Below are 22378 nucleotides of genomic sequence, written 5' to 3' on the forward strand. Positions count from 1 at the left end.
GTGGTGGTCTGCTGGCAGGGGCACGGCGCTTCTCATTGGCTCAATGGCCAATAGTCAGGATGCTTCGGGTGCCTGACCGGCCTAGTCGGCTTCACACCCGCTGGCCATCGGCGTCGATGACCACGCCGCCGTCTTCCTTGGTGAAGGGAATGCCGAGCGCCTCGGGCAGGATATCGAGCACCACTTCGGAAGGTCGGCAAAGACGCACGCCATGCTCGGTTTCGACAAAGGGGCGATTGATCAGGATCGGGTTGGCGAGCATGGCCTGGATCAGCTCTTCATCGGACAGGCCTTCGTTGTCGAGGCCGAGCTCGAAATAGGGAGTGTCCTTGACGCGGATGGCATCGCGCACTTTCAGGCCCGCCCGCGCGATCAGTTCTTCCAATCGCTGCCGGCTGGGCGGCGCTTCTCGGTAGAGAATCACTTGTGGCTCGATGCCGGCGCCCCGGATCATGGCCAGCGTGTTGCGCGAGGTGCCGCAATCGGGGTTGTGATAAATGGTGACACTCATGCGGATCGCTCCGTTTGTGGACGCAACAGCCAGGCGCTCAGCGCCATGGCCAGAAGGGCGCCCAGGATCTGGGCGATGATGAAACCGGGCACGTCGGCCGGGCCGATACCGGCAAAGCTCGCGGTCAGTGCCCGGCCAATGGTCACGGCGGGATTGGCATAGGAAGTCGAGGCGGTGAACCAATAGGCGGCGGTGATATAGAGCCCGACGCGCATGGCAATCTGCTCGGGCGCGTATCTGAGCGAGACGAGAATGGTCAGGACCAGCCCGAATGTCGCCACCGCCTCGCTCAGCCACTGGCTGGCGCCGTTACGCGGGTCAGCATAGGCCGAAACCAGCGGCAGGTCGAACATCAGATGCGCCAGCAGCGTGCCGAGCATGGCGCCGCAGATCTGCGCGACGACATAGAGCCCGGCATCTGCCGCGCTCAATTGCCGACGCAACGCCATGACCAGAGTCACCGCCGGGTTGAAATGGGCGCCGGAGATCGGGCCGAGCACGCCGATCAGCACCACGAGGATGGCCCCGGTGGCGATGGTATTGCCGAGCAGGGCCAGGGCAATGTCATCGGTCAGGCGTTGCGCCATGATGCCCGAGCCGACCACGGTGGCGACCAGAATGCCGGTGCCAAGCGCCTCGGCAGCGAGGTTGCGCAGGCGATCAGTCATTGCTTGCCTGGTCCGTGGCGCCTTCAAGCTTGCCGATATCCTTGAGCTTGTTCTGCAAGGCCATGCGATCGATGGTGGCCAGCGGCAGGGCGGCAAAGACTTCGATGCGGCGACGAAGATAGTTGGCCGCATTGCGGAAGGCGGTCAGCTTGTCGATTTCGCTTCCCTCCACGGCGGCCGGATCTTCGACGCCCCAATGGGCGGTCATGGGCTGGCCGGGCCAGAAGGGGCAAGCTTCGCCCGCCGCATTGTCGCAGACGGTGAAGATGAAATCGAGCCGGGGTGCGTCGGGGGTGGCGAATTCGTCCCAGGACTTGGAGCGAAAGCCGTCCGTCGGCAAGTCCATTTCCTTGAGTGTATGCAGGGCCAGCGGATGGACTTCGCCCTTGGGCTGGCTGCCGGCGGAAAAGGCGCGGAACTTGCCGCCGGGCAGGGCATTCATCAGCGCTTCGCCCAGAATGGAGCGGGCGGAATTGCCGGTGCACAGGAACAGTACATTATAGACGCGGTCGAACTGTTGATCGGTCATTGGCGAAGCTCCTCGGGCGCGCAACAGGGGGTGATGTCCTCGATCAGTGGCGCGCACAGTTCGGGGCGACCGCCACAACAATCATTGACCAGATAGCCCATGACAGCGCGCATGTGATCGATCTGGGCGCGATAGGTGATGGTGCGGCCCTGCTTCTCGGCCACCAGCAAGCCGGCGCGGGCCAGATGGGCGAGATGGGTAGACATGGTGTTTTGCGGCACGTCGAGCTGTCTCGCGATCTCGCCGGCGGGCAGGCCGTGCGGTTCGTGTTCGACCGCGAGGCGAAAGGCGGACAACCGCGTGGGCTGCGCCAGGGCAGAAAGCGCATCTATGATTGCTGAATCATCCATATATCGAGATTTATCGATGTATTATGACGATTGCAAGACAGGGGGAAGCGAGTTGACCCAGAGCCCTTAGCGGTAGCCCGCCGCCTGTAGCTCGAACAGTTCGGCGTAGCGGCCCTTGAGGGCCACGAGTTGTGCATGGGTGCCAGCTTCGAGTATGGCGCCATTGTCGAGGACCAGAATGCGGTCGGCCATGCGCACGGTCGAAAAGCGGTGGGAGATGATGACGGCGGACTTGCCAGCCGCCAGGCCCTTGAAGCGGGCAAAAACTTCGGCTTCCGCCTTGGCGTCCAGCGCGGCGGTGGGTTCGTCCAAAATGATCAGTTCGGCGTCGCGCATATAGGCGCGGGCGATGGCCACCTTTTGCCATTCGCCGCCGGAAAGATCGCGGCCCTGGCGGAACAGGCGGCCCAATTGCTGGTCATAGCCCTTGGGCAGCTTGGCAATGACGCCGTCGGCCAGGCTCTGCTCGGCGGCGGTGTCGATGCGGGGTTGATCCTCGCGCGCCTCGATGCGGCCGACCCCAATATTGTCGCGGGCGGAAAAGCTGTAGCGGATAAAGTCCTGAAAAATCACCCCGACATGGGTATGGATATCGACCGGCGCCATGTCCCTGAGATCGATCCCATCGATGGTGATGCGCCCCTCGCTGGGGTCGTAGAGCCGGGTCAGCAGCTTGACGATGGTGGTCTTGCCAGCGCCATTCTCGCCCACCAGTGCCAGTGTTTCGCCGGCCGGCAGTACGAAGGAGAGGTTGCGCACCACCCAGGTGTCGGTCTCGGGATATTTGAAGCCTACATTGTCAAAGACAATGCCGGTGCGGATCGGCGCCGGAAAGGGCTTGGCGTCGGCCGGGGCCAGCACCGTGGGTTCGATTTCGAAGAAGGAGAACAGGTCGTCCAGATACATGGATTGCCCCGCAATCTGGGTGAAGCCGAGCAGGATGCGCTGAAATAGGCCGTTGAGCCTGAGGAAGGAACCGGAAAGAAAGGCCAGATCGCCCAGGGTGAAAGCACCGGTAATGGTGCGCCAGACGATGAAGCCATAGGCGGCGTAATAGGCCAGGCTGGCGATGGCGGAAAAGAGGGCACCCCAGCTGGCGCGTAGCGTGGCAACGCGGCGGTTCTCAATGAAGATCTGTTGGGCCAGCTTCTTGAAGCGGGTAACGAGATAGCCGCCCAGCCCGAACAGCTTGACCTCGTTGGCGGTCTCGGCGCTGGCCCCGATATGACGGAGATATTCCAGTTCGCGCCGCTCGGGCGTGCGCCAGCGGCTCAGCATGTAGGCCAGCGAATTGAAGCGGGCCTCGCCCCACACCGAGGGGATAAAACTCAGCGGCAGCAGCAGGATCAGCCAGGGCGCATAGAAGAACAGACCGGCGGCCAGGGTGAAGACGGTGATGATGTCCTGCGCCTGCCCAAAAATCTGGCTCAATAGCGCATTGCGCCCGGCGGCCTGGCGGCGCGCGCGTTCCAGCCTGTCCTGATATTCAGCGCTCTCAAAGTGCTGCAGATCGAGCCGGGCGGCATGCTCCATCAATTCGACGCTCACCTGGTTGGAATGGAGCTCGGAAAGCACCGAATCCACCAGGCCCGTGGCCCGCGCGACCAAATCATTGGCCAGCACCAGTGCCAGTTCGAGCAGGAGGAAGCCGATAATCCCGTTGAGCGCGCCAGCGTTGAACCAGTCGAGAATGTGGGGGCCGGGTGGGGTGATCGATGTGAGCCGTACCACTTCATCGACAATCAGCTTGGCGGCATAAAGCACGGCCACCGGCTGCACGGCCGCCAGCAGGCGCAGGACAATGCTGGCTGTGGTCAGTCCCTTGCTGGTGCGCCAAATCTGCGCGATCAATCGTCCCAGATGCGCGAGGTTATCGAGCTGGTCGCGAAGGGTCGGGCTGGTTTCGGGAATGGGCGGCCGACGGCGCCCGGGCAGGTCACTCATGGCGGCAATGTACCGGCTTCCCAGCCAATCGGGAATAGGGACAAAGCCCTGAGCCCATTACCTTTTGGACAGAATTGTCCGCATCATGGCAAATTGCGCAGAAAGCCTGCAAGGTCGCTGGTGACGTGGTGCACATGTGGCCCGGTGGAGCGGCCCAGCTCCCAAGCCTCGACCTGCTCATGGCTGAAATCGTCGCTTGCCACCACCTGCACCGTAGCCATGCCCTGATCGTGGGGCACCACCAGATTCTTTTCGAGATCATCGAACATGATGGCCCGTGTCGGATCAATGCCATGGTTGGCAAAGAACCCCTCATAGGCCTTCTTGTGTGGCTTGGGCACGAAGGTCATGGCGCGGATATCGTGCACATGTTCGAAAAGATGATCGCCGCCCAGGCGCCTGAGCACCGAGCGGGCGTGGCCGGTATCGCCATTGGTCAGGATGAACTTTCGCCCCGGCAGGTCGGCGATGGCTTCCACCAGATCAGGATGCGGATCGACCGGCGAATAGTCGATGGCGTGCACGGTATTGAGAAAGTGGTCGGGGTCGATGTCGTGCTTGTGCATCAGCCCGTTCAGCGTGGTACCGAAATCGCGATAATAGTCCTTCTGCAAGGCACGGGCCCTGGCGAAATCCAGGCGGGTCACATCCATCACATACCGGGTGATCAACGTGTCGATCTGCGCAAACAGATTGCACTCACGCGGATAGAGCGTGTTGTCGAGATCGAAAACCCAGTCGGTGACATGGTCGAGATTTTCGTGGGGACGGCGTAGTGGGGTCATTGGCCCATCATGTCACAAAAGGATGCAGCCTGCATCAGCGCAGAAGAGTTGCGGGGCCCGAAGGCCCCACATTGACTTTATTTGGTCTTGCTGTTGGCTGTCACGGTCAGCCCCAGTGCCTGGATCAGGCCCGCCGGGTTGGCGGCGGCGGCCGCCAACACCAGAACCGAGGTGGGGGAGGGCGGGTTGATCGCTACTTCCAGGTTCTGCGGATCCTCAAGGAAGGCCGAAACGGGCGGTACCACGACGTCATTGAGGGCGGACATCCCGCTTTCGGCGATCATGGCCGGCAGCATGGCCTTGAGGCTGTCTACGAACTCGGCCCGTTCGACGCCCGACTGTGCAGCAAACAGGTCGAGCAGCTTAGGTGCCAGGCCCGCATCGTCATAGCGGAGCGATGTCGCGCCAATGGAGAGCGCCTGGGCGATTTCCATGCCGGCCATCATCTGCTGGGCCTGGGCCTCTTCGCTCATCGGATCGAGATCGGAGGCCTGCATGGCGTAGATCTTGTCGAGCATGTCGAGGGTGAAGCCGGAAATGTCGGCAGTGAAATTGAGGGCACCAATATCGGCAAAATCGAGCTTGCTCTCCTCGAATACCATTCGCCCATCGGCCATGGACCAGTTCACCGACTGGGTGATGTTGCCTGAAATCCTGGTGAGCCCCAGTGCTTCGACGATGGCGCCGGCTTCCGGCTCCTCTTCGCCCAGTGTCGACAGGTCCGCCCAGATATCGGTGATGGCAACGTCGGAATTGATCGATTCCAGTGTCTCGTCAGCGTCATAGGCAAATTCGGAGACTGCTTCCATGCCGGCGATCTTGATGACTTCGGCGCCATCGCGCGTCACGGTCAGCGGACCGGTTGCCATGCGGCCAATCAGTTGCACCAGCGCTTCAGCGCTGGTATCGCCTTCCGGCGGCAGCCAGAGATCCTCAGCGACCATATCCACCAGGGTCAGCTGCCCGGTATGTTCGTCGCCGAATTCGAGGTCGAGATCGGGCGTGGTCAGGCTGTCGGCGAAATAGCTGCCATCGTCATTCTCGACGACACCGGAAAAGGTCAGTTCTGCATCGAGGGCCATGGGATCCATGCCGGCCATGTTGATGGTCACGCCATCGACCGTAATGGTGTCGCCGGACAGACTGGCCTCACCAAAGCTCATATCATAGCCCATGACCGCGTAAACGGCCTCGATGCGGTCAAGGAAGGTCTGAGCATCGAGCGCCATAGCGGGCTGCATGAAAGCGAAGGCGGCAAGCCCGGTGGCGGTCATCAGGCTGGTGGTCTTGATCGTTCTGATCATCGTATTCATGTCCCTCTTATAGTTATGCGCGTGCTGGTATGGTCCAGTTTGCCAAAGTGTCGACAGATTGCCCCTTGCTCTGGCAAATGCAATGTCGGCATGGCGGAAATAGGTCAGCCCGCTTTAAATGCGGTTTATTTCAACCTAATGTCGGTCGGTTCGCTCAATCCATGTGCAGGAACTGGCGATAGGCCGGGTTTTGGGTTTCGTCCCAATAGGGAAAGCCGATAGCGTCGATATGCGCGAAGAAGTCTGCGCGCGTCTCGGCCGGCACCTGCACCCCCACCAGCACACGGCCATAGTCGGAGCCGTGATTGCGATAATGGAACAGGGTGATGTTCCAGGCGTCGTTCAGTCCCTCAAGGAATTTGAGCAGGGCGCCGGGCCGCTCGGGAAACTGGAAGCGGAACACCTGCTCGTCGGTCAGCCCCGCCGCGCGTCCGCCGACCATGTGCCGGACATGGAGCTTGGCCACTTCATTGTCGGTCAGATCGGTCACCGCGAGTTCGTTGTTCTGCAAGAGCTCAATGATCTCGCGCTTTTCGGCATCGCCGCGGGCGAGCTTCACGCCGACAAAGATGCGGGCGCTGTCCCCGGCGCGATAGCGGTAGTTGAATTCGGTGATAGCGCGATTGCCGATCAGGCGAATGAAGGCCCGGTAACTGCCCGGGCGTTCGGGAATGGTAACGGCCATCAACGCCTCGGCCCGTTCGCCGATTTCGGCGCGCTCGGCCACATAGCGGAGCCGGTCGAAATTGACATTGGCGCCGGAATTGATGGCGATCAGTGCCCCGTCCTTTGGCGCAGTGCCGTCTTCGATGTCACGCCGCAGCCCCGCCAGCGCCAGGGCGCCCGCCGGCTCGGTGATGGCGCGGTGATCATCGAAAATATCCTTGATGGCGGCGCAGATTTCGTCGGCCGAGACAGTGACGATATCGTCGAGCAGATCGCGGCACAGGCGGAAGGTTTCATCGCCAACCTGGCGCACCGCCACCCCGTCGGCAAACAGTCCGACCCGGTCGAGCGGCACCGGTTTGCCAGCGGCGATGGCCGCCTTCATGCTGGCAGCTTCATCCGGTTCCACGCCAATGACGCGGATTTCGGGGCGGAGGAATTTGACGAAGCTGGCAATGCCCGCCGCAAGGCCGCCGCCGCCAACGGGGACATAGATGGCGCCGATGGGCTCGGGGTGCTGGCGCATGATTTCCAGCCCGACCGTGCCTTGTCCGGCGATCACATCCGGGTCGTCGAAAGGATGTACGAACACGTGGCCGTGTTTTTCCGCCAGGCCTGCCGCATGGGCCCGCGCTGCGTCGAACCCGTCGCCGAACAAGACAACTTCGCCGCCAAGGCGCTTGACCGCATTGACCTTGATGATCGGCGTGGTGGTGGGCATCACCACAATGGCGCGGATGCCCAGCCGGGTCGCGGAAAGCGCTACGCCCTGGGCATGATTGCCGGCCGAGGCGCAGATCACGCCGCGGGCGCGTTCCTCGGCACTCAGATGGACAATGCGATTGTGGGCGCCGCGGATCTTGAAAGAAAAGACCGGCTGCAAATCCTCACGCTTGACCAGGATGTCTTGACCCAGCCGCGCGGACAGAAGGTCCATTTTTTCGAGCGGCGTCTGGACAGCCACCTCATAGACCGAGGAAGTCAGGATTTTACGGACATAGTCGGTCATCGGTCGGTCTCGAGGCTCTTGATGATGGCGGTGAGGGACGCCTGCTGACACCAGATGTCAACCTCGGGCGATACTGGCGCGGGAGGTTATCGGTGTCCACAGCGTCGCGACGAGTGGGTCGAGGCTGAACATGTTCTGCGACACGCGCCCGATTGTGTCGTAAACGGTGTCGGTGTGCACCGGCATGGCGAGTCTGCCGCTGCTGGTCAATCTAGGGATCAGAACAGTGGCAACGCTTTATTATGTGCAGGGTTTTCGACAGAAGGGCCGTAAGTTGGAGCCTGACCAGCCGCAGCAGTCCAAATCAGCGGAGGCGGCGATTGCGGCGGCTGAACGCATTGCCCCGATGCGAGCCGGGGTGTGGGCCTATTCGGCCGAGGTGGACGTCGAGGCGGACACCTATGACGAGCCCAAGGTGCTGTTCAAGGCGGGCAATCTGCCCGAAGGTGTGGCTGACTGAGTTGCTGCGCTATCAGGTGGGGCGCATTTTTTGATCGACGGAATGGGTCGTTCGGGCCCGTTGCTTTGTTTTGAGGATTTCTGCGTATGACGACCAATGAGCCCGGAGCCGCTGCGCCCGCCGATCCCCGTCGGTGGTTGGCGCTGAGCATCCTGCTCATTGCCAATTTCATGAATCTGATCGATGTGACGATCGTCAATGTGGCACTGCCGTCCATGCGGGATAGCCTGGGCGCCAGCAACGCGCAGATCGAATGGGTCGTGGCTGCCTATGTCCTGGCTTTTGCCCTGGGCCTGCTGCCCTTCGGACGACTTGGCGACATTGTGGGACGCAGCCGCATGTTTCTGTTCGGCGTGGCGGCCTTCACCGTGGCCTCGGCGCTGTGCGGCATGGCGCCTTCCATTGAAATGCTGATTGGCGCGCGCGTGCTGCAAGGGCTGGGCGGGGCAATGATGACGCCGCAAGTGCTGGCCATTGCCACAGTGACTTTTCCACCGCACGAGCGTGGTCAGGCGTTCTCGCTGTTCGGCCTCTCCGCCGGACTGGCCTCGGTCTGCGGGCCGGTGCTCGGGGGCCTGCTGATCGATGCGCAGCTATTCGGCCTCGACTGGCAGCCAATCTTTCTGGTCAATATACCGATCGGCATCGCCGCCATTATTGCCGGGTGGTTCCTTATCCCGCGGCTGCCGGGGCATTCGGCGCTGCGCAATGACTATGTCGGCATTGTCCTGTTCGGCCTGGGAATGGTTGCGGTGATCTTCCCGATCATCGAGGGGCGGGCGCTGGACTGGCCGGCCTGGAGCTTTGCCATGATGGTGGCGGGTCTTGCGCTGCTCGCGCTGTTCTATTTCTGGCAGAAGCGGCGGGCGCATGTGGGGCAGCCGCAATTGCTCAATTTCGACCTTCTGTCCAATCGCGACTATATGTTCGGAGCCTTTATCGTCACGGTTTTTGCCTCTGGCGTTCCCGGCTTTTTCCTGGTGATTTCGCTTTTGCTGCAATCGGGTTTCGGCTTCTCGCCGCTGCAATCGGGCCTGACCAATCTGCCCTTCTCGGCGGGCGTGCTGATCGCGTCCTTTATCGTGGCGCGCTTCGGAGCGCACTATCTGCGCAGCCGCCTCGCCGTGGCTGCTGGGATGGTGAGCTTCGGTATTGGCTGGCTGCATTTTGTGGTCGCGGGTGCGGGCGAAAGCATCGATCCCTGGAGCTTCCTGGTGCCCCTGCTTATAGCGGGCATTGGCCTGGGCGGCGGCTTTTCCTCACTGTTTCAACTAGTCCTGCGCAATGTGCCGCCGCGTGATGCCGGGGCCGGTTCCGGCGCCTTGCAGGCCTTTCAGCAGGTCGGCGGCGCGCTTGGCGTGGCGCTGGTCGGACAGATCTTCTTCTCCCAACTCGCAAACAACCTGGAAGCCGGGAATGGGCCGCAAGCTGCCTTTGGCGACGCCGCCGCCCTGGCGATGTGGTATCAAGTGGTATCCTTCGCCCTTGTGCTGGCGCTGGCATTTGTCTTCAAGGGCAATAGTCGGGTGGCCGAGGGGCAGGGCGGGGCCAAGCCGGCTGTCGCAGAGGTGTGACTCACTGCCGGAGTCATGATGCGAGCGCTCGTTCTGCCTGGATCAGGCCAATAATTGCCAAGTTTGGTAGGCCGCAAGAACAGTAACAAGTCCGCCCACAAGGAGCATCAATGCTCTGGCGGGGATCATCCGAACCACGAAACCGGCCAGCGGCGCTGCCAGCACCCCGCCGGCAACCAGACCGGCGACGGACCAGATGTGACCATAAAGGCCACCCGTCTGTTGCCAATGGCCGGTGAAAAGTGCGGTGACGAACGCGACGGAAACCGCGGTGGTGACGAAGAACTCAACCGTATTGACCGTGCCGACGACATAGCGCGGCGCTCCGCCCGAGCCGATAAGGCTGGAGGTGACAATTGGCCCCCAGCCGCCCCCGCCTGCCGCGTCGACAAATCCCCCGGCCACGCCGAGCGGGGCAATATAGGCAGTCCCGTGCTCGCGATAGGGCGCGCGGGCCCTGAAGGCTCTGAACAATATATAGACGCCCAAAAGACCGAGATAGACGGTCACAAAGGGACGCAGCACAGTGCCGTCTATGGAGGTCAGGACGTAAGTGCCCAATATGCCACCGGCGATGCCGGCGGGAGCCAGACGCCAGAAAAGATGCCAGTTCACATTGCGCTGGCTGATATGGCTGGTGGCCGAGGCTGCCGTGGTGAACATTTCGGCCGTGTGGACGCTGGCCGACGCCGCGGCAGGCGGGAGCCCAAAGCTGAGCAGCATGGTCGTGCTGACGACGCCATAGGCCATGCCGAGCGCGCCATCGACGATCTGAGCCAAAAAGCCCACAATGGCAAAAACCAGGAACTCTGAAGCCAATACCGCCTCCCTCATCCGATGGGGGAGGCTACCGCGATACTCTACCATCTTAATAGGGTATTTTGCGCGACGCCATTGCGTTCGCGGGCAGGGATTGGAAACGGTTTACCTTGATTGCCGCTAACGTACGATCAACGTGCCGGCGCCGAACTCGGTGAAGAGTTCCACCAGCACCACATGGGGCTGTTTGCCATTGAGGATGACGACGCCCTCGACGCCGTTGTCGAGTGCCTCAAGGCAGGTCTCAACCTTGGGGATCATGCCGCCGGAGATGGTGCCATCGGCAATCAGCGCCTTGGCGTCGCTCACGGTCAGCTCGGGGATCAGCTTACCGTCCTTGTCGAGCACGCCAGGTACGTCGGTAAGGAACAGCAGGCGTTTGGCGCCGAGCGAACCGGCAATGGCGCCGGCAAATGTATCGGCATTGATGTTGTAGGTATTGCCATCGCGGCCGGGTGCGACCGGGGCGATCACCGGAATCAGCTCGGAGCGCGCCAACAGATCGAGCAGGGTGCGGTCGACTTCGATGGGTTCGCCGACGAAACCCAGATCAAGCACGCGCTCAATATTGGAGCCGGGGTCCTTGATGGTCTTTTCGGCTTTTTTGGCAAAGACCATGTTGCCGTCCTTGCCGCACAGGCCGATCGCCCATTCGCCCTCAGCATTGATCAGCGCCACGATTTCCTTGTTGATCGAGCCGGCCAGGACCATCTCGACCACTTCCATGGTCCGGGCATCGGTGACGCGCAATCCGCCCTCGAATTTGGATTCAATGCCGAGATTTTTCAGCATCAGGGCGATTTGCGGCCCACCGCCATGCACCACGATCGGGTTGACCTTGGACTGCTTGAGCAGTGCGATGTCGCGGGCGAAGGCCTGGCCGAGCTTGAGATCGCCCATGGCATGGCCGCCATATTTGACCACGACCGTCTTGCCCTCATAACGCTGCATATAGGGCAAGGCCTGGGCGAGGATGCCGGCATCGTGGCTGAACCGGTCGGTTTCGGAGGCTTGATCGGTCATGGTGGCGGGCGGCTCCCTGGCGTGGCCTTCATCAGGGTGAAGGGTCTATTGCATTTTGCGGTGCTATGAAACGCCATTGCCCAGCTTTTTTGAAGAGTAGTGATCCATTTATCCCTTGGCCGCGTTCCACAGATACAGGCCGCGGCACGGCCGCGAGGACGGGAGGGCCCAAGCCCATGGCAAATCACACGGGAACCGCCGAGATTGCGGATCTGATCGCGCGCTGTTCGCTGCGCGACCGGCAGGCCTTTCGTACGCTTTATCAGCGCACGAGCGCGAAACTGTTCGGTGTGGTGCTGCGTATCTTGAGAAACAGAGCCGAGGCCGAAGAAGCCATACAGGAGGTCTATATCAAGGTCTGGCAACGTTCGGATCGCTATGTCGCGGGGCAGTATTCGCCGATAAGCTGGCTGGTGGCCATCGCGCGCAATCATGCGCTCGACATGGTGCGGGCACGGCGACCGGCGGGTGACGACCTGGATACGGCGATGGAAATTGCCGATGCTGGACCCAGTCCCGAGCGGTTGACGCAGTCGAGCCAGGAGGGCGCGCGCATTGAAGCGTGTTTGTCCAAGCTGGAAGCTGATCGGGCCGATGCGGTACGCGGCGCTTATCTGGACGGCTATAGTTATGATGAGTTGGCGCAGCGCTTTTCCGTGCCACTCAATACAATGCGAACCTGGCTGCGACGCAGCCTGATCAAACTGAGAGAGTGTCTGACGGCATGAGTGAACAACAGGAGAGTACTGGCGGTGACGAGCGCGGCGCGCTGGTAGCTGAATACGTCCTGGGCCTGTTGGGACCAGCCGAGCATGCTCGGGTGGAAGCTCTGATAGCGTCCAACCCTACCTTGCAGGCGGAACGCGATTTCTGGGCAGCCCGCTTTGCCGCACTGGATAACGAATTTGCCGAGGTGGCAGCGCCGGCCCATGTGCTCGACCGGGTCGAAACGCGGCTGTTCGGTCATGCGCAAAAGGCCTCGATCTGGAACAGCCTGGCACTCTGGCGCGGCATTACCGCGGGCGCCCTGGCCGTCGCTGTAGCGGCCATTGGATTGAATCTGATGCAGCCAGCGACAAGCGTCAACAGCCTAACCACCCAGCTTGTGGCAGCGCTCGAAGCCGAGGGAAGCGATGTGCGCTTCCTGGCTCTCTACGACGGCGCCGGAGCGGTACGGCTGACTGCGCTTTCGGGCGAGGTTCCCTCGGATCGCGATCTGGAACTGTGGGCGATCCAGGGCGAGCAGGACGCCATTTCCATGGGCGTCATCCCGGTCAATGAGCGCTCTGTGGTACCACTGAGCGAAGAGGTCCGAACTGGATGGGGTGAGGGCTCGGTGCTGGCGATTACGCTCGAGCCCAAGGGCGGTGCGCCCGAAGGCAAGGCGACCGGTCCGGTTGTGGCCCTGGGCGAAGTGCACCAGATCTAATCGACCAGCAGTTCCACGGCGATCCTGTCGTCGAAGGACCAGCCGCCCAAGGAGAGAATTTCGCCCTCGGCGTCGCGCACCAGAGGCGCGGTGCGGATGGCTTCGGCCGGAGTGGTCACCTTGAATCCCAGAAAATGCTCGAGCCTATGACGCGGCATGAAGTCGGTGGCGCCAGCGATCAGGCCCGTCGCGCCTGAAAGATTGGTGATCATGAAGCGTTGATCCCAGACCAGTTTTTGATGCGCCCCCAGGGCGCAGGGTTCCGGCAGGGCTCGGCCCGGCTCCCGGGAGACGGTCAATCCTTTTCCCTTCAAACGCACCACGGCGCCCAGCAGCGTTGCGGCGCGCGGCAGATCTCCCATGGCGATCTGATCGTAGAGTTTTTCAATTTGGCCCAGTGCCCGCGGCTTTTGCCGGCCGCCGACAATGTTGAGCGTGCGCGCCAGCACGCGCCGGCCGATGGCCGGGCTGAGGGCGTGAAATGCGTCCTGAGGCAGGCTGGCGGCGCCGAAGCCATCCAGTGTCACCAGCTCGTCAAAGGCGGCATCGGCCATCTGGGTGAGGGCCAAGTCGGCCTCGGCCATCCGGTTGGCAAAACGGGAAAGGGTGGCGCTGTCCAGGCCGTCTTCGGCCAGTTGCGGCAAGCGCTTGCGCCAACGCACACGCTCATAGGCGCTGTCTTTGTTGGATGGATCGCTCACAGGGGTGAGACCGGCCTCTTCGACCAGCAAAGCCATGCTGGCCGGTTCAACATCGAGCAAGGGCCGGAACACCGTGATATTCTCGACCTGGCTCAGCGAAGTCATGCCCTTGAGCCCCTCTATGCCGCTGCCATGGGCCAAGCGCATCAGCACTGTCTCGGCCTGGTCGGCGCGATGGTGGGCGGTCAGCAGCAAACTTGCGCCATCGGCCTGCATCGCCTCGCCGATGATGCGGTAGCGCGCCTGCCGCGCGGCTTCCTGCAGACCCGTTGGGGGTTTCTCGCCGGTCCAGCGCAGCCCTTGCGCGTCCAGCCCCAGCTTTTCGGCTTCGCGCAATACCATCTGCACTTCGCTCGCTGCTTCGGGGCGCAGGCCGTGGTCGAGGCTGTAGACGATCAGCCTGGGGGGCGTGTCGAGCGCCCTGGCCCAGCGCTGGGCCAACAGCATCAGGGCGAGGCTGTCGGGTCCGCCGGAGACGGCAAGCCCGATCGCCGCCTGATCTGCCGCCGGTGCGAAAAGGCGCGCTAAAACTTCCGGATCACCCAGGTCGGGTGTCAGGCCGGTGGACATTCGGCCTTTGCCTTTTCCTCAGCGAGACGGGCCTGGAAGGCCGGGATGGTGTCAGGATAACGTGTCGAGACCTCGCCGAACGTGCGGCATGCAGTTTCCCGCTCCCCGACGCCGGCGAGGGACACGCCCAGCTTGAGCAGGATGTCGGGCGCCCGCTCGTGATCGGGGTTCTGCTGGTAGGCATCCACCAGCACGTCGGCAGCCTCGGCATAGGCAGATCGGGCCAGCATGGCTTCGCCCAGCCAGTTTCCGGCGTCCACCACCTGTGGATTGTCCGGATAGAGCTCGATGAACTGGCTGAATTGCTGTTCGGCGAACGCATAATCTCCGGCCAGCATCGCCTCATACCCGGCCCGGAACTGGGCGTCCGCATCCGGATTGCCGGTCTGGTCGGCCGCCGGGTCGTAGCTCAAATTCAGCGGCTCGCCCGTGATCAGGTCGATGCCACCAGCCAGGCCAGTACCAACCAGGGGGTCGCCCGATTGGCCCAGATCGTCCATGGGCGCACTGCCATCGTCAAAGGTGGGATCGAATTCGATTTCGCCGGGCAGGGGCTGCACCCCCTGCTCGGGAATATCGGTCAGTGGCACTTCGGATTCGGTGGCGGCAGGGTTCTGCGGCAACGCCTCGGGCTGGGTGGCGCCGCCCGCTGGTGTTGCCGCCTCACCGTTTCCCGGGCCACCGCCTTCCAGTGCCTGAAAGCGGAATTCGGCGTCTTCCTGAAAACGGTTGAGAATTTCCTGCAGCTGGGTGAGCTGGAAGGTCAAGCCCTCGACCTGGCCATTGAGCACGCGGATCTGCTCTTCAAGCTGCTGGATGCGCACCATGAGCTGGGCATTGTCGGCCTGGGCGACCAGAATGCGGCCGCCGTCATTGTTGAAGCTGAGGCCGCTCAATTCGCCCGGTGGCAGCGTGGTCTGGGCCTGCACTGCCGGGGCGCAGAGACCGATGCCAAGCGCACATAGCGCCGCGCGGCCAAGTTTCTTGAAATTCCTAAGCGTCACGCCTGCCTCCGAAATGCTGCCAATGCTGGCCAAGATGGGGATTCTGCGTCCGCGGATAAAGAGCAATTTTGGTCAAAAGAAAGCGCCCGGACCATTTTCTGGTTCCGGGCGCTCTTGCCTCCAGTTTTCACTGGATCCGATGCCTATTGGACGACAGTGACCGCGCGGCGGTTCTGGCTCCAGCAGGAGATGTCATTACAGATCGCCACCGGGCGTTCCTTGCCGAAAGACTGGCTGGTGATGCGCTGAGCGTTGACGCCGCGGCTGACCAGATAGTTCACCACCACCGACGCGCGGCGAGCGCCCAGGGCAATATTGTATTCACGGGTGCCGCGTTCGTCGGCATGGCCTTCGATCATGATGCGGTAATTGGCGTATTGGTTGAGCCACTGGGCCTGCTTGTCGAGCGTGGCCATGGCTTCGCTGGTCAGCGAGCTGGAGTCGGTTTCAAAGAAAACGCGGTCACCGACGGTGACAATGAATTCCTGCTGGCTGCCCGGAGCGCCGGCTCCGGTATTGCCGACGCCGGTCAGGCCGACATTGTCGGTGGCGCTGCGCGAACAGGCGGCGATGACCACTACGAACAGCAGCATGGCTGCGGCGCGCAGGGCGGAATTGATGGGTGCGGGGATGACCACGGGAGGCTCCTAAGGGAAAGGCTTCAATCTTAAGGACAGCATTTACCGCGCTTATTCTTAAAACCGGGTGTGCCAGAGTGGTTAATCGCCAGCTAATGGGGCGCGGATGTGGCGGGAATCCTGGCTTTTTTGTGGCGTTGCCGCGGCGCAACAGGGGAGGCGGTATTGGTCGACAGGGTTAAGAGCAGGCTTTGAAATCCGGCCGATCCCCAGCGGGTGCGTCCAGCCGGTTACGGCGCGCCAGGCATCACCCTTCCGTCAGCTTGAATTCGATACGACGGTTGCGGCGGTAGGCTTCGTCGGTCTCGGCGGGATCGAGCGGCGTGAATTCGCCGAAGCCGGCCGCCACGAGGCGGTTGGGCGAGACGCCCTGGGTGACCAGATATTGCGCCACAGAGATGGCGCGGGCCGCTGAGAGTTCCCAGTTGGACGGGAATCTCGCGTTGGAGATCGGGCGGCTATCGGTATGACCGTCGATGCGCAGCACCCAATTGATGTCTGGCGGGATCTCGGTCTCAAGCTGCAATATGGCGTCGGCCAGTGAATCGAGCTGGGGCAGGGCGGCCGGATTGACCTCGGCCTGGCCGGCGTCGAACAGCACCTCGGACTGGAACACGAAGCGGTCGCCGACCACGGTGACATCGGCGCGGCCTTCCAGAATTTCGCGGAGGCGCCCGAAGAAGTCGGAGCGGTAGCGGGTCAGGTCCTGCACACGCTGGGCCAGTGCCAGATTGAGGCGGCGGCCCAGGTCGGCAATCTGGGTGCGGGACTCGGCATCACGGGCTTCAGAGGCCTCCAGGGCAGCCTCAAGCGCGCCGATCTGGGACCGTAGCGCCGCCAATTGCTGGTTGAGCAGGGCCACCTGGGCATTGGCCTCATCGGAAAGCTGTTCGGCCTGCAGCAGGTCCGATTCCAGCGCCGCGATGGTGTCGTCGCGATCGCCAAGCCCCGCGCCGATGCCGGCGAGCCGATCTGACAGGGCTTCGTTTTCCGACTGGGCTCCGGCCAGGGTCGCGGTCAGGGTGGCCAACTGGGCATTGAGGTCGTCGGAATTGGCGCGTTCGAGTTGCAGCAATTCGGTCAGCTCGGCAATCTGGCTGTTGAGCCGGGCCAGCGCCGTGTCGCGTCCCTGAATCTCCTGGCCGAGGAAAAACTGGGTCAGCATGAACAGCGAAAGCATGAAGATGATGACGAGCAGCAGGCTCGACAGCGCATCGACAAAGCCGGGCCAGTAATTGGCTTCCTGTCTGCGGCGGGCGCGCGCGGCGGGCATGGGCTAGTTCCGGCGCTCGTTGTCGGCTTCGTCGAGCATGGCCTGGATCAGGTCGCGCAGCTTCTGGTTGGTTTCGCCCTGCTCGGTGATGTAGCGGCGCAAATCCTCCTGCTCGGTGCGGATATGCTTGACCAGTCCGTCAATGCCACGGGCCAGTTCAGCCATGGCGCGAATGGCGTTCTGCGAGGAATTCTGGTTCTGCATATTGGCGCCCATGCGCTCGATCATGGCCTGCATGTCGGCACCGGCGACGCCCATGGAATTGGCCTGCATAGCGGTGACCGGATGATCCAGCTCCGTCATCGAGGTCATCCAATCCTCAAGATCGGTATAAAAGGCGTTCTGCGCCTGGCTGGTCTGGAGGTCGAGAAAGCCGAGGATCAGCGATCCGGCGAGGCCAAACAGGGAGGACGAGAAGGCCGTGCCCATGCCGCCCAGCGGTGCGGCAAGGCCTTCCTTGAGGTTGGCGAACAGGGCTGCGCTATCAGCCGAGGTAACGTCGAGCGCATTGATGACACCGGCGACCGAGCTCACGGTTTCGAGCAGGCCGTAGAACGTGCCCATGAGGCCGAGGAAGACCAGCAGGCCTGTCAGATAGCGTGATGTGTCCTTGGCCTCGTCGAGCCGGTTGCCCACCGAGTCGAGAATGGAGCGCATGGAGGCCGGGGTGATGATGGCTTCGCCGATCCGTTCGCGCAGAATGCCGGCGACCGGCGCCAGCAGCACGGGCGGGCGGGCCGAACTGGCATCGCCATCCTGCAGGGAATTGACCCATTTGACTTCCGGGAACAGTCGGAAAATCTGCCGGAAGCTGAGGAAAATGCCGATGAACAGGGCAAAGAAGATCATCGAATTGATGAACGGGTTGGCCCAGAAGAACGAAACGATGTTGGTAGCCAGAATGGCGGCGACCAGCCCCACCAGCACCAGAAAAATGACGATTTTGACCAGATAAACGGTCGGGCTGGAGAGGTGATAGGGGTCGTAAGTCTGCGTCATCTGTCCCGAACCTTTGCCCCTCGCGCGCGCAAATCAACCGCCCCTGAGTCTAGAGGCGGTGGAAAGGCGTGACAATTAAAAAGGTTAGCGGCACGCAGTGACAGGAATGCGGCAGCGCTACTGGACCTTGCGCAAGGATTTGAGCAATGCACCCTGCAACGTCTCGTTGCCAGCCACGATCTGGCCGTTCCAGACAGAGCCGGGCTGGCCCGCAAAGTCGGTCACAAGGCCACCGGCTTCCTTGACCATCAGCAGGCCCGGCGCGACGTCCCAGGGTTTCAGCCCCGCTTCCCAGAGCGCATCGAACCGCCCGGCGGCAAGCCAGGCCATGTCGACCGCGATCGAGCCGGAGCGACGAATGCCGGCGACAGCAGGATTGATCGTGGCGAGCTGGCGCAATTGCAGCGTGTCATTGCTGGTGCCCTGGGTCTTGATGCCGGTGGTGACCACTGCATCGGACAGATGCCGGCGACCGGCGACGCGCAGGCGCTTGGTGTCGGCCAGCCAGGCACCGCCGCCCCTTTCGGCGGTGTAGAGCTCGTCCATGATCGGATTGTAGATCACCGAGGCAACAATCTCGTCGCCGCGCTGCAGGGCGATCGCGACGGCGAACAGGGGAATGGAATGCAGGAAATTGGTGGTGCCATCGAGCGGATCGATGATCCAGGTGTGCTGACCGTCGGTGCCGGCAACCTCGCCGCCCTCTTCCATGAGAAACGCGTAGGTCGGGCGGGCCTTGCGCAGTTCGTCATAGACGATCTGCTCGGCGCGCAGATCGGCCTTGGAGACGAAATCGGCGGGGCCCTTGCGAGAGACCTGCAGGTTCTCGACTTCGTTGAAATCGCGTGCCAGCGACTTGCCGGCCTTGATGGCCGCACTGACCATGACGTTGAGAAGGGCGGAACGGGCCATGACGTGGATTGCTCGCTAGCTCATGCGGGTCGACCGGGGCGGGCAGAGCGGTCTGCCGGCCGGCCAAGGGGCAGATGCCCCGCCGCTGGATTGAAGTGTGGCGCGCTTATTGCCCCAGAACCGAGGCTGGTTCAAGGGGCTTGCGTTTCCGTGCCCTCAGCGGAGGTTCCGGTTTCGGATGCGTCCGGGGACGCGGGATTGGGATCGACCACCTGGGTGGGAGCATTGTCGGCGTCCGTGGGGCTGGGCAGAACGGGCCCTTCCACGGTCGGCACGGTGGCGACAGTTTCTATACTGAGCGGGGTGGATGGCCAGAAGCGGGCGCGTTCTTCGGCGCGTTCCAGCGCTTGGGCAGGGATTGATACCAGCAGGCGATCGAGATCGGGGTCGGTGAGGCCTTGCCGACGCGCCAGCGCGCGCCACATGGCCGCTTCTTCAAGATCAAGGGTGACGCCTTCGCCTACGGCGAGAAGCTTGGCATAGCGGTTCTGGGCCACGACATTGCCTGCGCTCGCGGCAACGCCATACCAGAAAGCGGCGGCCTCGATGTCCTGCTCGACGCCCTGGCCGAGATAAAGCAGGGTTGCATAATCGACCTGCGCATCAGCCAAACCCGCTTCGGCGGCGCGGCGGATGTAGTCGGCGCCCTGTTCGATATCGGGAGCAAGGCCCGCGCCTTCGAGCAGCATGGCGCCATAATCATAAAGGGCCTCGGGCAGTTCGGCGTCTGCCGCTTGCTTCATCAACTCGGCTGCACGCGTCAGGTTCGGGTCGGCATAAACCCCTTCGACGTGGAGCAGGGCCAGATTGTACTTGGCCGGGATATAGCCAGCCTCCGCTGAGGCCGTGAACAATTCGGCAGCGCGCTGGCGGTTGCGAGGGACGCCGACGCCGTCCTGATACAGCATGCCCAATTCAAAGGTGGCAAGCCGGTCGCCATTATTGGATGCCAACTGATACCAGCCGGCTGCGCGCTCGGTATTCTGCGCCACGCCCAGGCCTCGGGCATAGATTTCCGCGATCAAAGTCTGGGCGGCAGCATCACCCTGCTCGGCCCGCGGCAGGGCCAGCTCCAGCGCAGTCAGAAAATAGCCGCGCTGATAGGCGCCGAAGGCATAGTCGGTGGGCGCGCGAGGGCCGAACACAGAATCGTTGATCTGGTCGGCCACATTGTTCTGCGCCAAGGCGGGCACTACCGCGCCAGCCATCATCAATGCGAGCAGGATAGGCGCGTGCTTCATGTGTCTGCCCTGGCGGCCGCGTCGATGGCGCTGAGCGCTGCGGCTGGATCGTCGGCCGCCCAGATGCAATCGGAGAGGGCGACAAACTCGGCCCCGGTCTGGTCGAGGGCGCCAGCTTCGATCTGCGGATCGGAATAGATTGCCGGGACTTCGAAGGTTTCGGCCCACCATGCCGCCAGATCTGCTGCGGCGGAATCCGGCTTGCCGCCCAGCGGGCCAAACATGACGTAGTCGACGTCGAGTTCGCCAAAGCTCATGGCGTCGTGGCGCGAGCGGACATTGCCGACCCCGACTATTCCCTCGGGCTTGAGCAGCGAGATGGCTTCGCGGATGGCCTCGGTACCACCGCTGGTGACATGCACGCCATCGGCACCGAGGCGCCGAGCGAGTTCGGCGTCATCCTCAAGCAGGACGGCGGCGCCAGCGGCCTGGCCGATCTGGATGACGCGCTCGGCAAGGGCGGTGTATCCGGCATCGTCCTGGCCAGCGCGCCGCACCAGGAGGGCTGCGATTTCCGGGCCGGACAGCACGCTCATGAGCTGGCGCGGAAACTGCTCAAGCTGCGGATTTTCCGGTGTGATGAGATAGAGCTGCGGAGCCATGATGTTCCCGATATTCGCGGCGTGGTCCCTAAGGTGCCATTTTGGCAAGAAAGGGACATGCCTCAATAGGGGATTGACCCCATCATAGGCAATGGCGCTCCACCGGAGATAAAAGGCGCGCACCCCGGGAGGGAGTGCGCGCCAGCCACGACGTTGGGTTCGCGGCAAGAAGGAAGGGGCTAAGCGGCCCGATCCACATCATTGGTCCATTCGCCAGTGGCAGCGAGGGAGTTCATGTGAGCCCGGTGGGTGAAGGCCTGGCGTGCGGCCTGGAAGTTCTCGCGACGACCAGCCCAGGTGCGCAAGGCGACATTTTGCAGGGCCCGGCCATAAGAGAAGGTCATCGGCCAGGGCTTGCCAGCAATGCGGTTCATGGCCGAGAGATGCGCTGTAGCTTCCTCGTCGGTCTGGCCGCCGGAAAGGAAGGCGATGCCTGGGACGGCGGCGGGGACATGTTCCTTGAGCACTTCAACGGTGCGGCGGGCGACCTCTTCGACGCTGGGCCGCTCGCGCGAATTGATGCCGGGCAGGATCATGTTGGGCTTGAGAAGCATGCCAGCCAAATCGACGCCAGCCAGGCGCAGTTCCTTGAACACATTTTCCAGCACATCGCCGGTGACCGTGGCGCAGCGCTCGATAGAGTGATTACCCGGTTCACCATCGCCGACCACTTCGGGCTCAACGATGGGGACAATGCCTGCTTCCTGGCAAAGCATGGCATAGCGCGCCAGGACATGGGCATTGGCACGGATATTGTTGCGGGTGGGGGCGATGTCATTGATGGTTATGACAGCGCGCCATTTGGCGAAACCGGCGCCCAATTCGGCGTAGTGAGCCAGGCGCTGGCGCAGGCCGTCTAGCCCTTCGGTGATCTTCTCGCCGCCTTCTCCGGGCATTGGAAACGCACCGCGATCGACCTTGATGCCGGGGATGCAATCGGCATCGGCGAGGATGGCGCGGAAGGGCGTGCCGTCAGCGGCCTCCTGCTTGAGGGTTTCCTCGGTGAGGATGACGCCGGAGATGTAGGATTTCATCGCCTCGGAGGCGCCGAACAGCATTTCGCGGTAATCGCGGCGCAATTCGAGCGTGTTGGGCAGGTTGATCTTGTCGAAGCGCTTACCGATGGTGCCTTCGGATTCATCGGCGGCCAGGATGCCCATGCCGGGGGTCATCAATTTCTGGGCAATGGCATTGAGCGACTTGGTCATGGCAGTGAAACCTCGGATGTGAACTGCCTTGGAGATTAGACTTTCGTTGGCCGGGATTCGATTAGACCTCCGGATATGAGACGAAAGGCTAATCTTGTATGGAAGTTGGGGATGGAACCTGTTGCAGGGGTTGGCGATTACCGCTGTTCA

The 22378-nt window shown here is 62.4% G+C and carries 23 protein-coding genes; 4 read left to right on the forward strand and 19 right to left on the reverse strand.

Annotated elements, in window-relative coordinates; genetic code table 11:
- Nucleotides 1-91 precede the first annotated feature (91 nt).
- From arsC to ilvA, 8 genes are all read right to left on the reverse strand, one after another.
- A complete protein-coding gene (gene arsC, locus GGR20_RS12055) occupies nt 92-511 on the reverse strand; it encodes an arsenate reductase (glutaredoxin) (RefSeq protein WP_183311583.1) in 420 nt (139 codons plus the stop codon).
- Nucleotides 508-1179: an MIP/aquaporin family protein gene (locus tag GGR20_RS12060; RefSeq protein ID WP_183311585.1), complete on the reverse strand. Its 672-nt coding sequence runs from the start codon at nt 1177-1179 to the stop codon at nt 508-510. The genes arsC and GGR20_RS12060 overlap by 4 nt, the downstream gene beginning before the upstream one ends.
- Nucleotides 1172-1708, reverse strand: a complete 537-nt coding sequence (locus GGR20_RS12065) for an arsenate reductase ArsC (protein WP_183311586.1) — start codon at nt 1706-1708, stop codon at nt 1172-1174. Before GGR20_RS12065 ends, GGR20_RS12060 begins: the two co-directional genes overlap by 8 nt.
- Entirely contained in the window at nt 1705-2058 is a 354-nt protein-coding gene (locus GGR20_RS12070) for an ArsR/SmtB family transcription factor (RefSeq protein WP_183311588.1), read from the reverse strand. The genes GGR20_RS12065 and GGR20_RS12070 overlap by 4 nt, the downstream gene beginning before the upstream one ends.
- A gap of 66 nt (nt 2059-2124) precedes the next feature.
- Entirely contained in the window at nt 2125-4002 is a 1878-nt protein-coding gene (locus tag GGR20_RS12075; RefSeq protein WP_183311590.1) for an ABC transporter ATP-binding protein, read from the reverse strand.
- A gap of 83 nt (nt 4003-4085) precedes the next feature.
- Nucleotides 4086-4787: a pyrimidine 5'-nucleotidase gene (locus tag GGR20_RS12080; RefSeq protein ID WP_183311592.1), complete on the reverse strand. Its 702-nt coding sequence runs from the start codon at nt 4785-4787 to the stop codon at nt 4086-4088.
- 77 nt (nt 4788-4864) lie between these two features.
- On the reverse strand, nt 4865-6091 hold the full coding sequence (locus GGR20_RS12085; protein ID WP_183311594.1) for an aq_1923 C-terminal domain: 1227 nt from the start codon (nt 6089-6091) through the stop codon (nt 4865-4867).
- A gap of 163 nt (nt 6092-6254) precedes the next feature.
- Entirely contained in the window at nt 6255-7775 is a 1521-nt protein-coding gene (ilvA, locus tag GGR20_RS12090; protein ID WP_183311596.1) for a threonine ammonia-lyase, biosynthetic, read from the reverse strand.
- Between the two features lie 184 nt (nt 7776-7959).
- Between ilvA and GGR20_RS12095 the strand changes: the two genes are divergently transcribed.
- Nucleotides 7960-8235 carry a hypothetical protein gene (locus tag GGR20_RS12095; RefSeq protein ID WP_183311597.1) on the forward strand — a complete coding sequence of 92 codons (276 nt, stop codon included), beginning with the start codon at nt 7960-7962 and terminating at the stop codon, nt 8233-8235.
- An 86-nt stretch (nt 8236-8321) separates the two neighbouring features.
- On the forward strand, nt 8322-9809 hold the full coding sequence (locus tag GGR20_RS12100) for an MFS transporter (RefSeq protein ID WP_183311599.1): 1488 nt from the start codon (nt 8322-8324) through the stop codon (nt 9807-9809).
- 42 nt (nt 9810-9851) lie between these two features.
- Here GGR20_RS12100 and GGR20_RS12105 read toward each other — a convergent pair whose 3' ends face one another.
- Nucleotides 9852-10628 (reverse strand): sulfite exporter TauE/SafE family protein, encoded by a 777-nt coding sequence (locus GGR20_RS12105; protein WP_246349566.1) that lies wholly within the window; start codon nt 10626-10628, stop codon nt 9852-9854.
- A gap of 120 nt (nt 10629-10748) precedes the next feature.
- Entirely contained in the window at nt 10749-11651 is a 903-nt protein-coding gene (gene argB, locus GGR20_RS12110; RefSeq protein WP_183311603.1) for an acetylglutamate kinase, read from the reverse strand.
- 176 nt (nt 11652-11827) lie between these two features.
- Between argB and GGR20_RS12115 the strand changes: the two genes are divergently transcribed.
- Together GGR20_RS12115 and GGR20_RS12120 are read left to right on the forward strand one after the other, a co-directional pair.
- A complete protein-coding gene (locus GGR20_RS12115) occupies nt 11828-12379 on the forward strand; it encodes a sigma-70 family RNA polymerase sigma factor (protein WP_183311614.1) in 552 nt (183 codons plus the stop codon).
- Nucleotides 12376-13080, forward strand: a complete 705-nt coding sequence (locus GGR20_RS12120; protein WP_183311615.1) for an anti-sigma factor — start codon at nt 12376-12378, stop codon at nt 13078-13080. Before GGR20_RS12115 ends, GGR20_RS12120 begins: the two co-directional genes overlap by 4 nt.
- On the opposite strand, the gene tilS is transcribed toward GGR20_RS12120, so the two are convergent.
- The 9 genes from tilS to GGR20_RS12165 all read right to left on the reverse strand — a co-directional run bounded on the left by tilS (nt 13077) and on the right by GGR20_RS12165 (nt 22228).
- Nucleotides 13077-14351, reverse strand: a complete 1275-nt coding sequence (gene tilS / locus GGR20_RS12125) for a tRNA lysidine(34) synthetase TilS (RefSeq protein ID WP_183311616.1) — start codon at nt 14349-14351, stop codon at nt 13077-13079. The two genes, GGR20_RS12120 and tilS, sit on opposite strands and share 4 nt — an antisense overlap.
- Nucleotides 14336-15355 carry a tol-pal system protein YbgF gene (ybgF, locus tag GGR20_RS19105; protein ID WP_183311617.1) on the reverse strand — a complete coding sequence of 340 codons (1020 nt, stop codon included), beginning with the start codon at nt 15353-15355 and terminating at the stop codon, nt 14336-14338. Before ybgF ends, tilS begins: the two co-directional genes overlap by 16 nt.
- Nucleotides 15356-15498: 143 nt before the next feature.
- Entirely contained in the window at nt 15499-15948 is a 450-nt protein-coding gene (gene pal, locus GGR20_RS12135) for a peptidoglycan-associated lipoprotein Pal (RefSeq protein WP_104894906.1), read from the reverse strand.
- A 292-nt stretch (nt 15949-16240) separates the two neighbouring features.
- Nucleotides 16241-17266, reverse strand: a complete 1026-nt coding sequence (locus GGR20_RS12140) for a peptidoglycan -binding protein (protein ID WP_183311618.1) — start codon at nt 17264-17266, stop codon at nt 16241-16243.
- 3 nt (nt 17267-17269) lie between these two features.
- Nucleotides 17270-18265: a flagellar motor protein MotA gene (locus GGR20_RS12145; RefSeq protein WP_183311619.1), complete on the reverse strand. Its 996-nt coding sequence runs from the start codon at nt 18263-18265 to the stop codon at nt 17270-17272.
- A 117-nt stretch (nt 18266-18382) separates the two neighbouring features.
- Nucleotides 18383-19177 (reverse strand): inositol monophosphatase family protein, encoded by a 795-nt coding sequence (locus GGR20_RS12150; RefSeq protein WP_183311620.1) that lies wholly within the window; start codon nt 19175-19177, stop codon nt 18383-18385.
- A 131-nt stretch (nt 19178-19308) separates the two neighbouring features.
- Nucleotides 19309-20418 (reverse strand): tetratricopeptide repeat protein, encoded by a 1110-nt coding sequence (locus GGR20_RS12155; protein ID WP_183311621.1) that lies wholly within the window; start codon nt 20416-20418, stop codon nt 19309-19311.
- A complete protein-coding gene (locus GGR20_RS12160; protein ID WP_183311622.1) occupies nt 20415-21020 on the reverse strand; it encodes a thiamine phosphate synthase in 606 nt (201 codons plus the stop codon). Before GGR20_RS12160 ends, GGR20_RS12155 begins: the two co-directional genes overlap by 4 nt.
- A 179-nt stretch (nt 21021-21199) precedes the next feature.
- Nucleotides 21200-22228, reverse strand: a complete 1029-nt coding sequence (locus tag GGR20_RS12165) for a class I fructose-bisphosphate aldolase (protein WP_183311623.1) — start codon at nt 22226-22228, stop codon at nt 21200-21202.
- Nucleotides 22229-22378: the final 150 nt, after the last annotated feature.

The organism is Devosia subaequoris (assembly GCF_014197055.1).
Taxonomy (GTDB): Bacteria; Pseudomonadota; Alphaproteobacteria; order Rhizobiales; family Devosiaceae; genus Devosia; species Devosia subaequoris.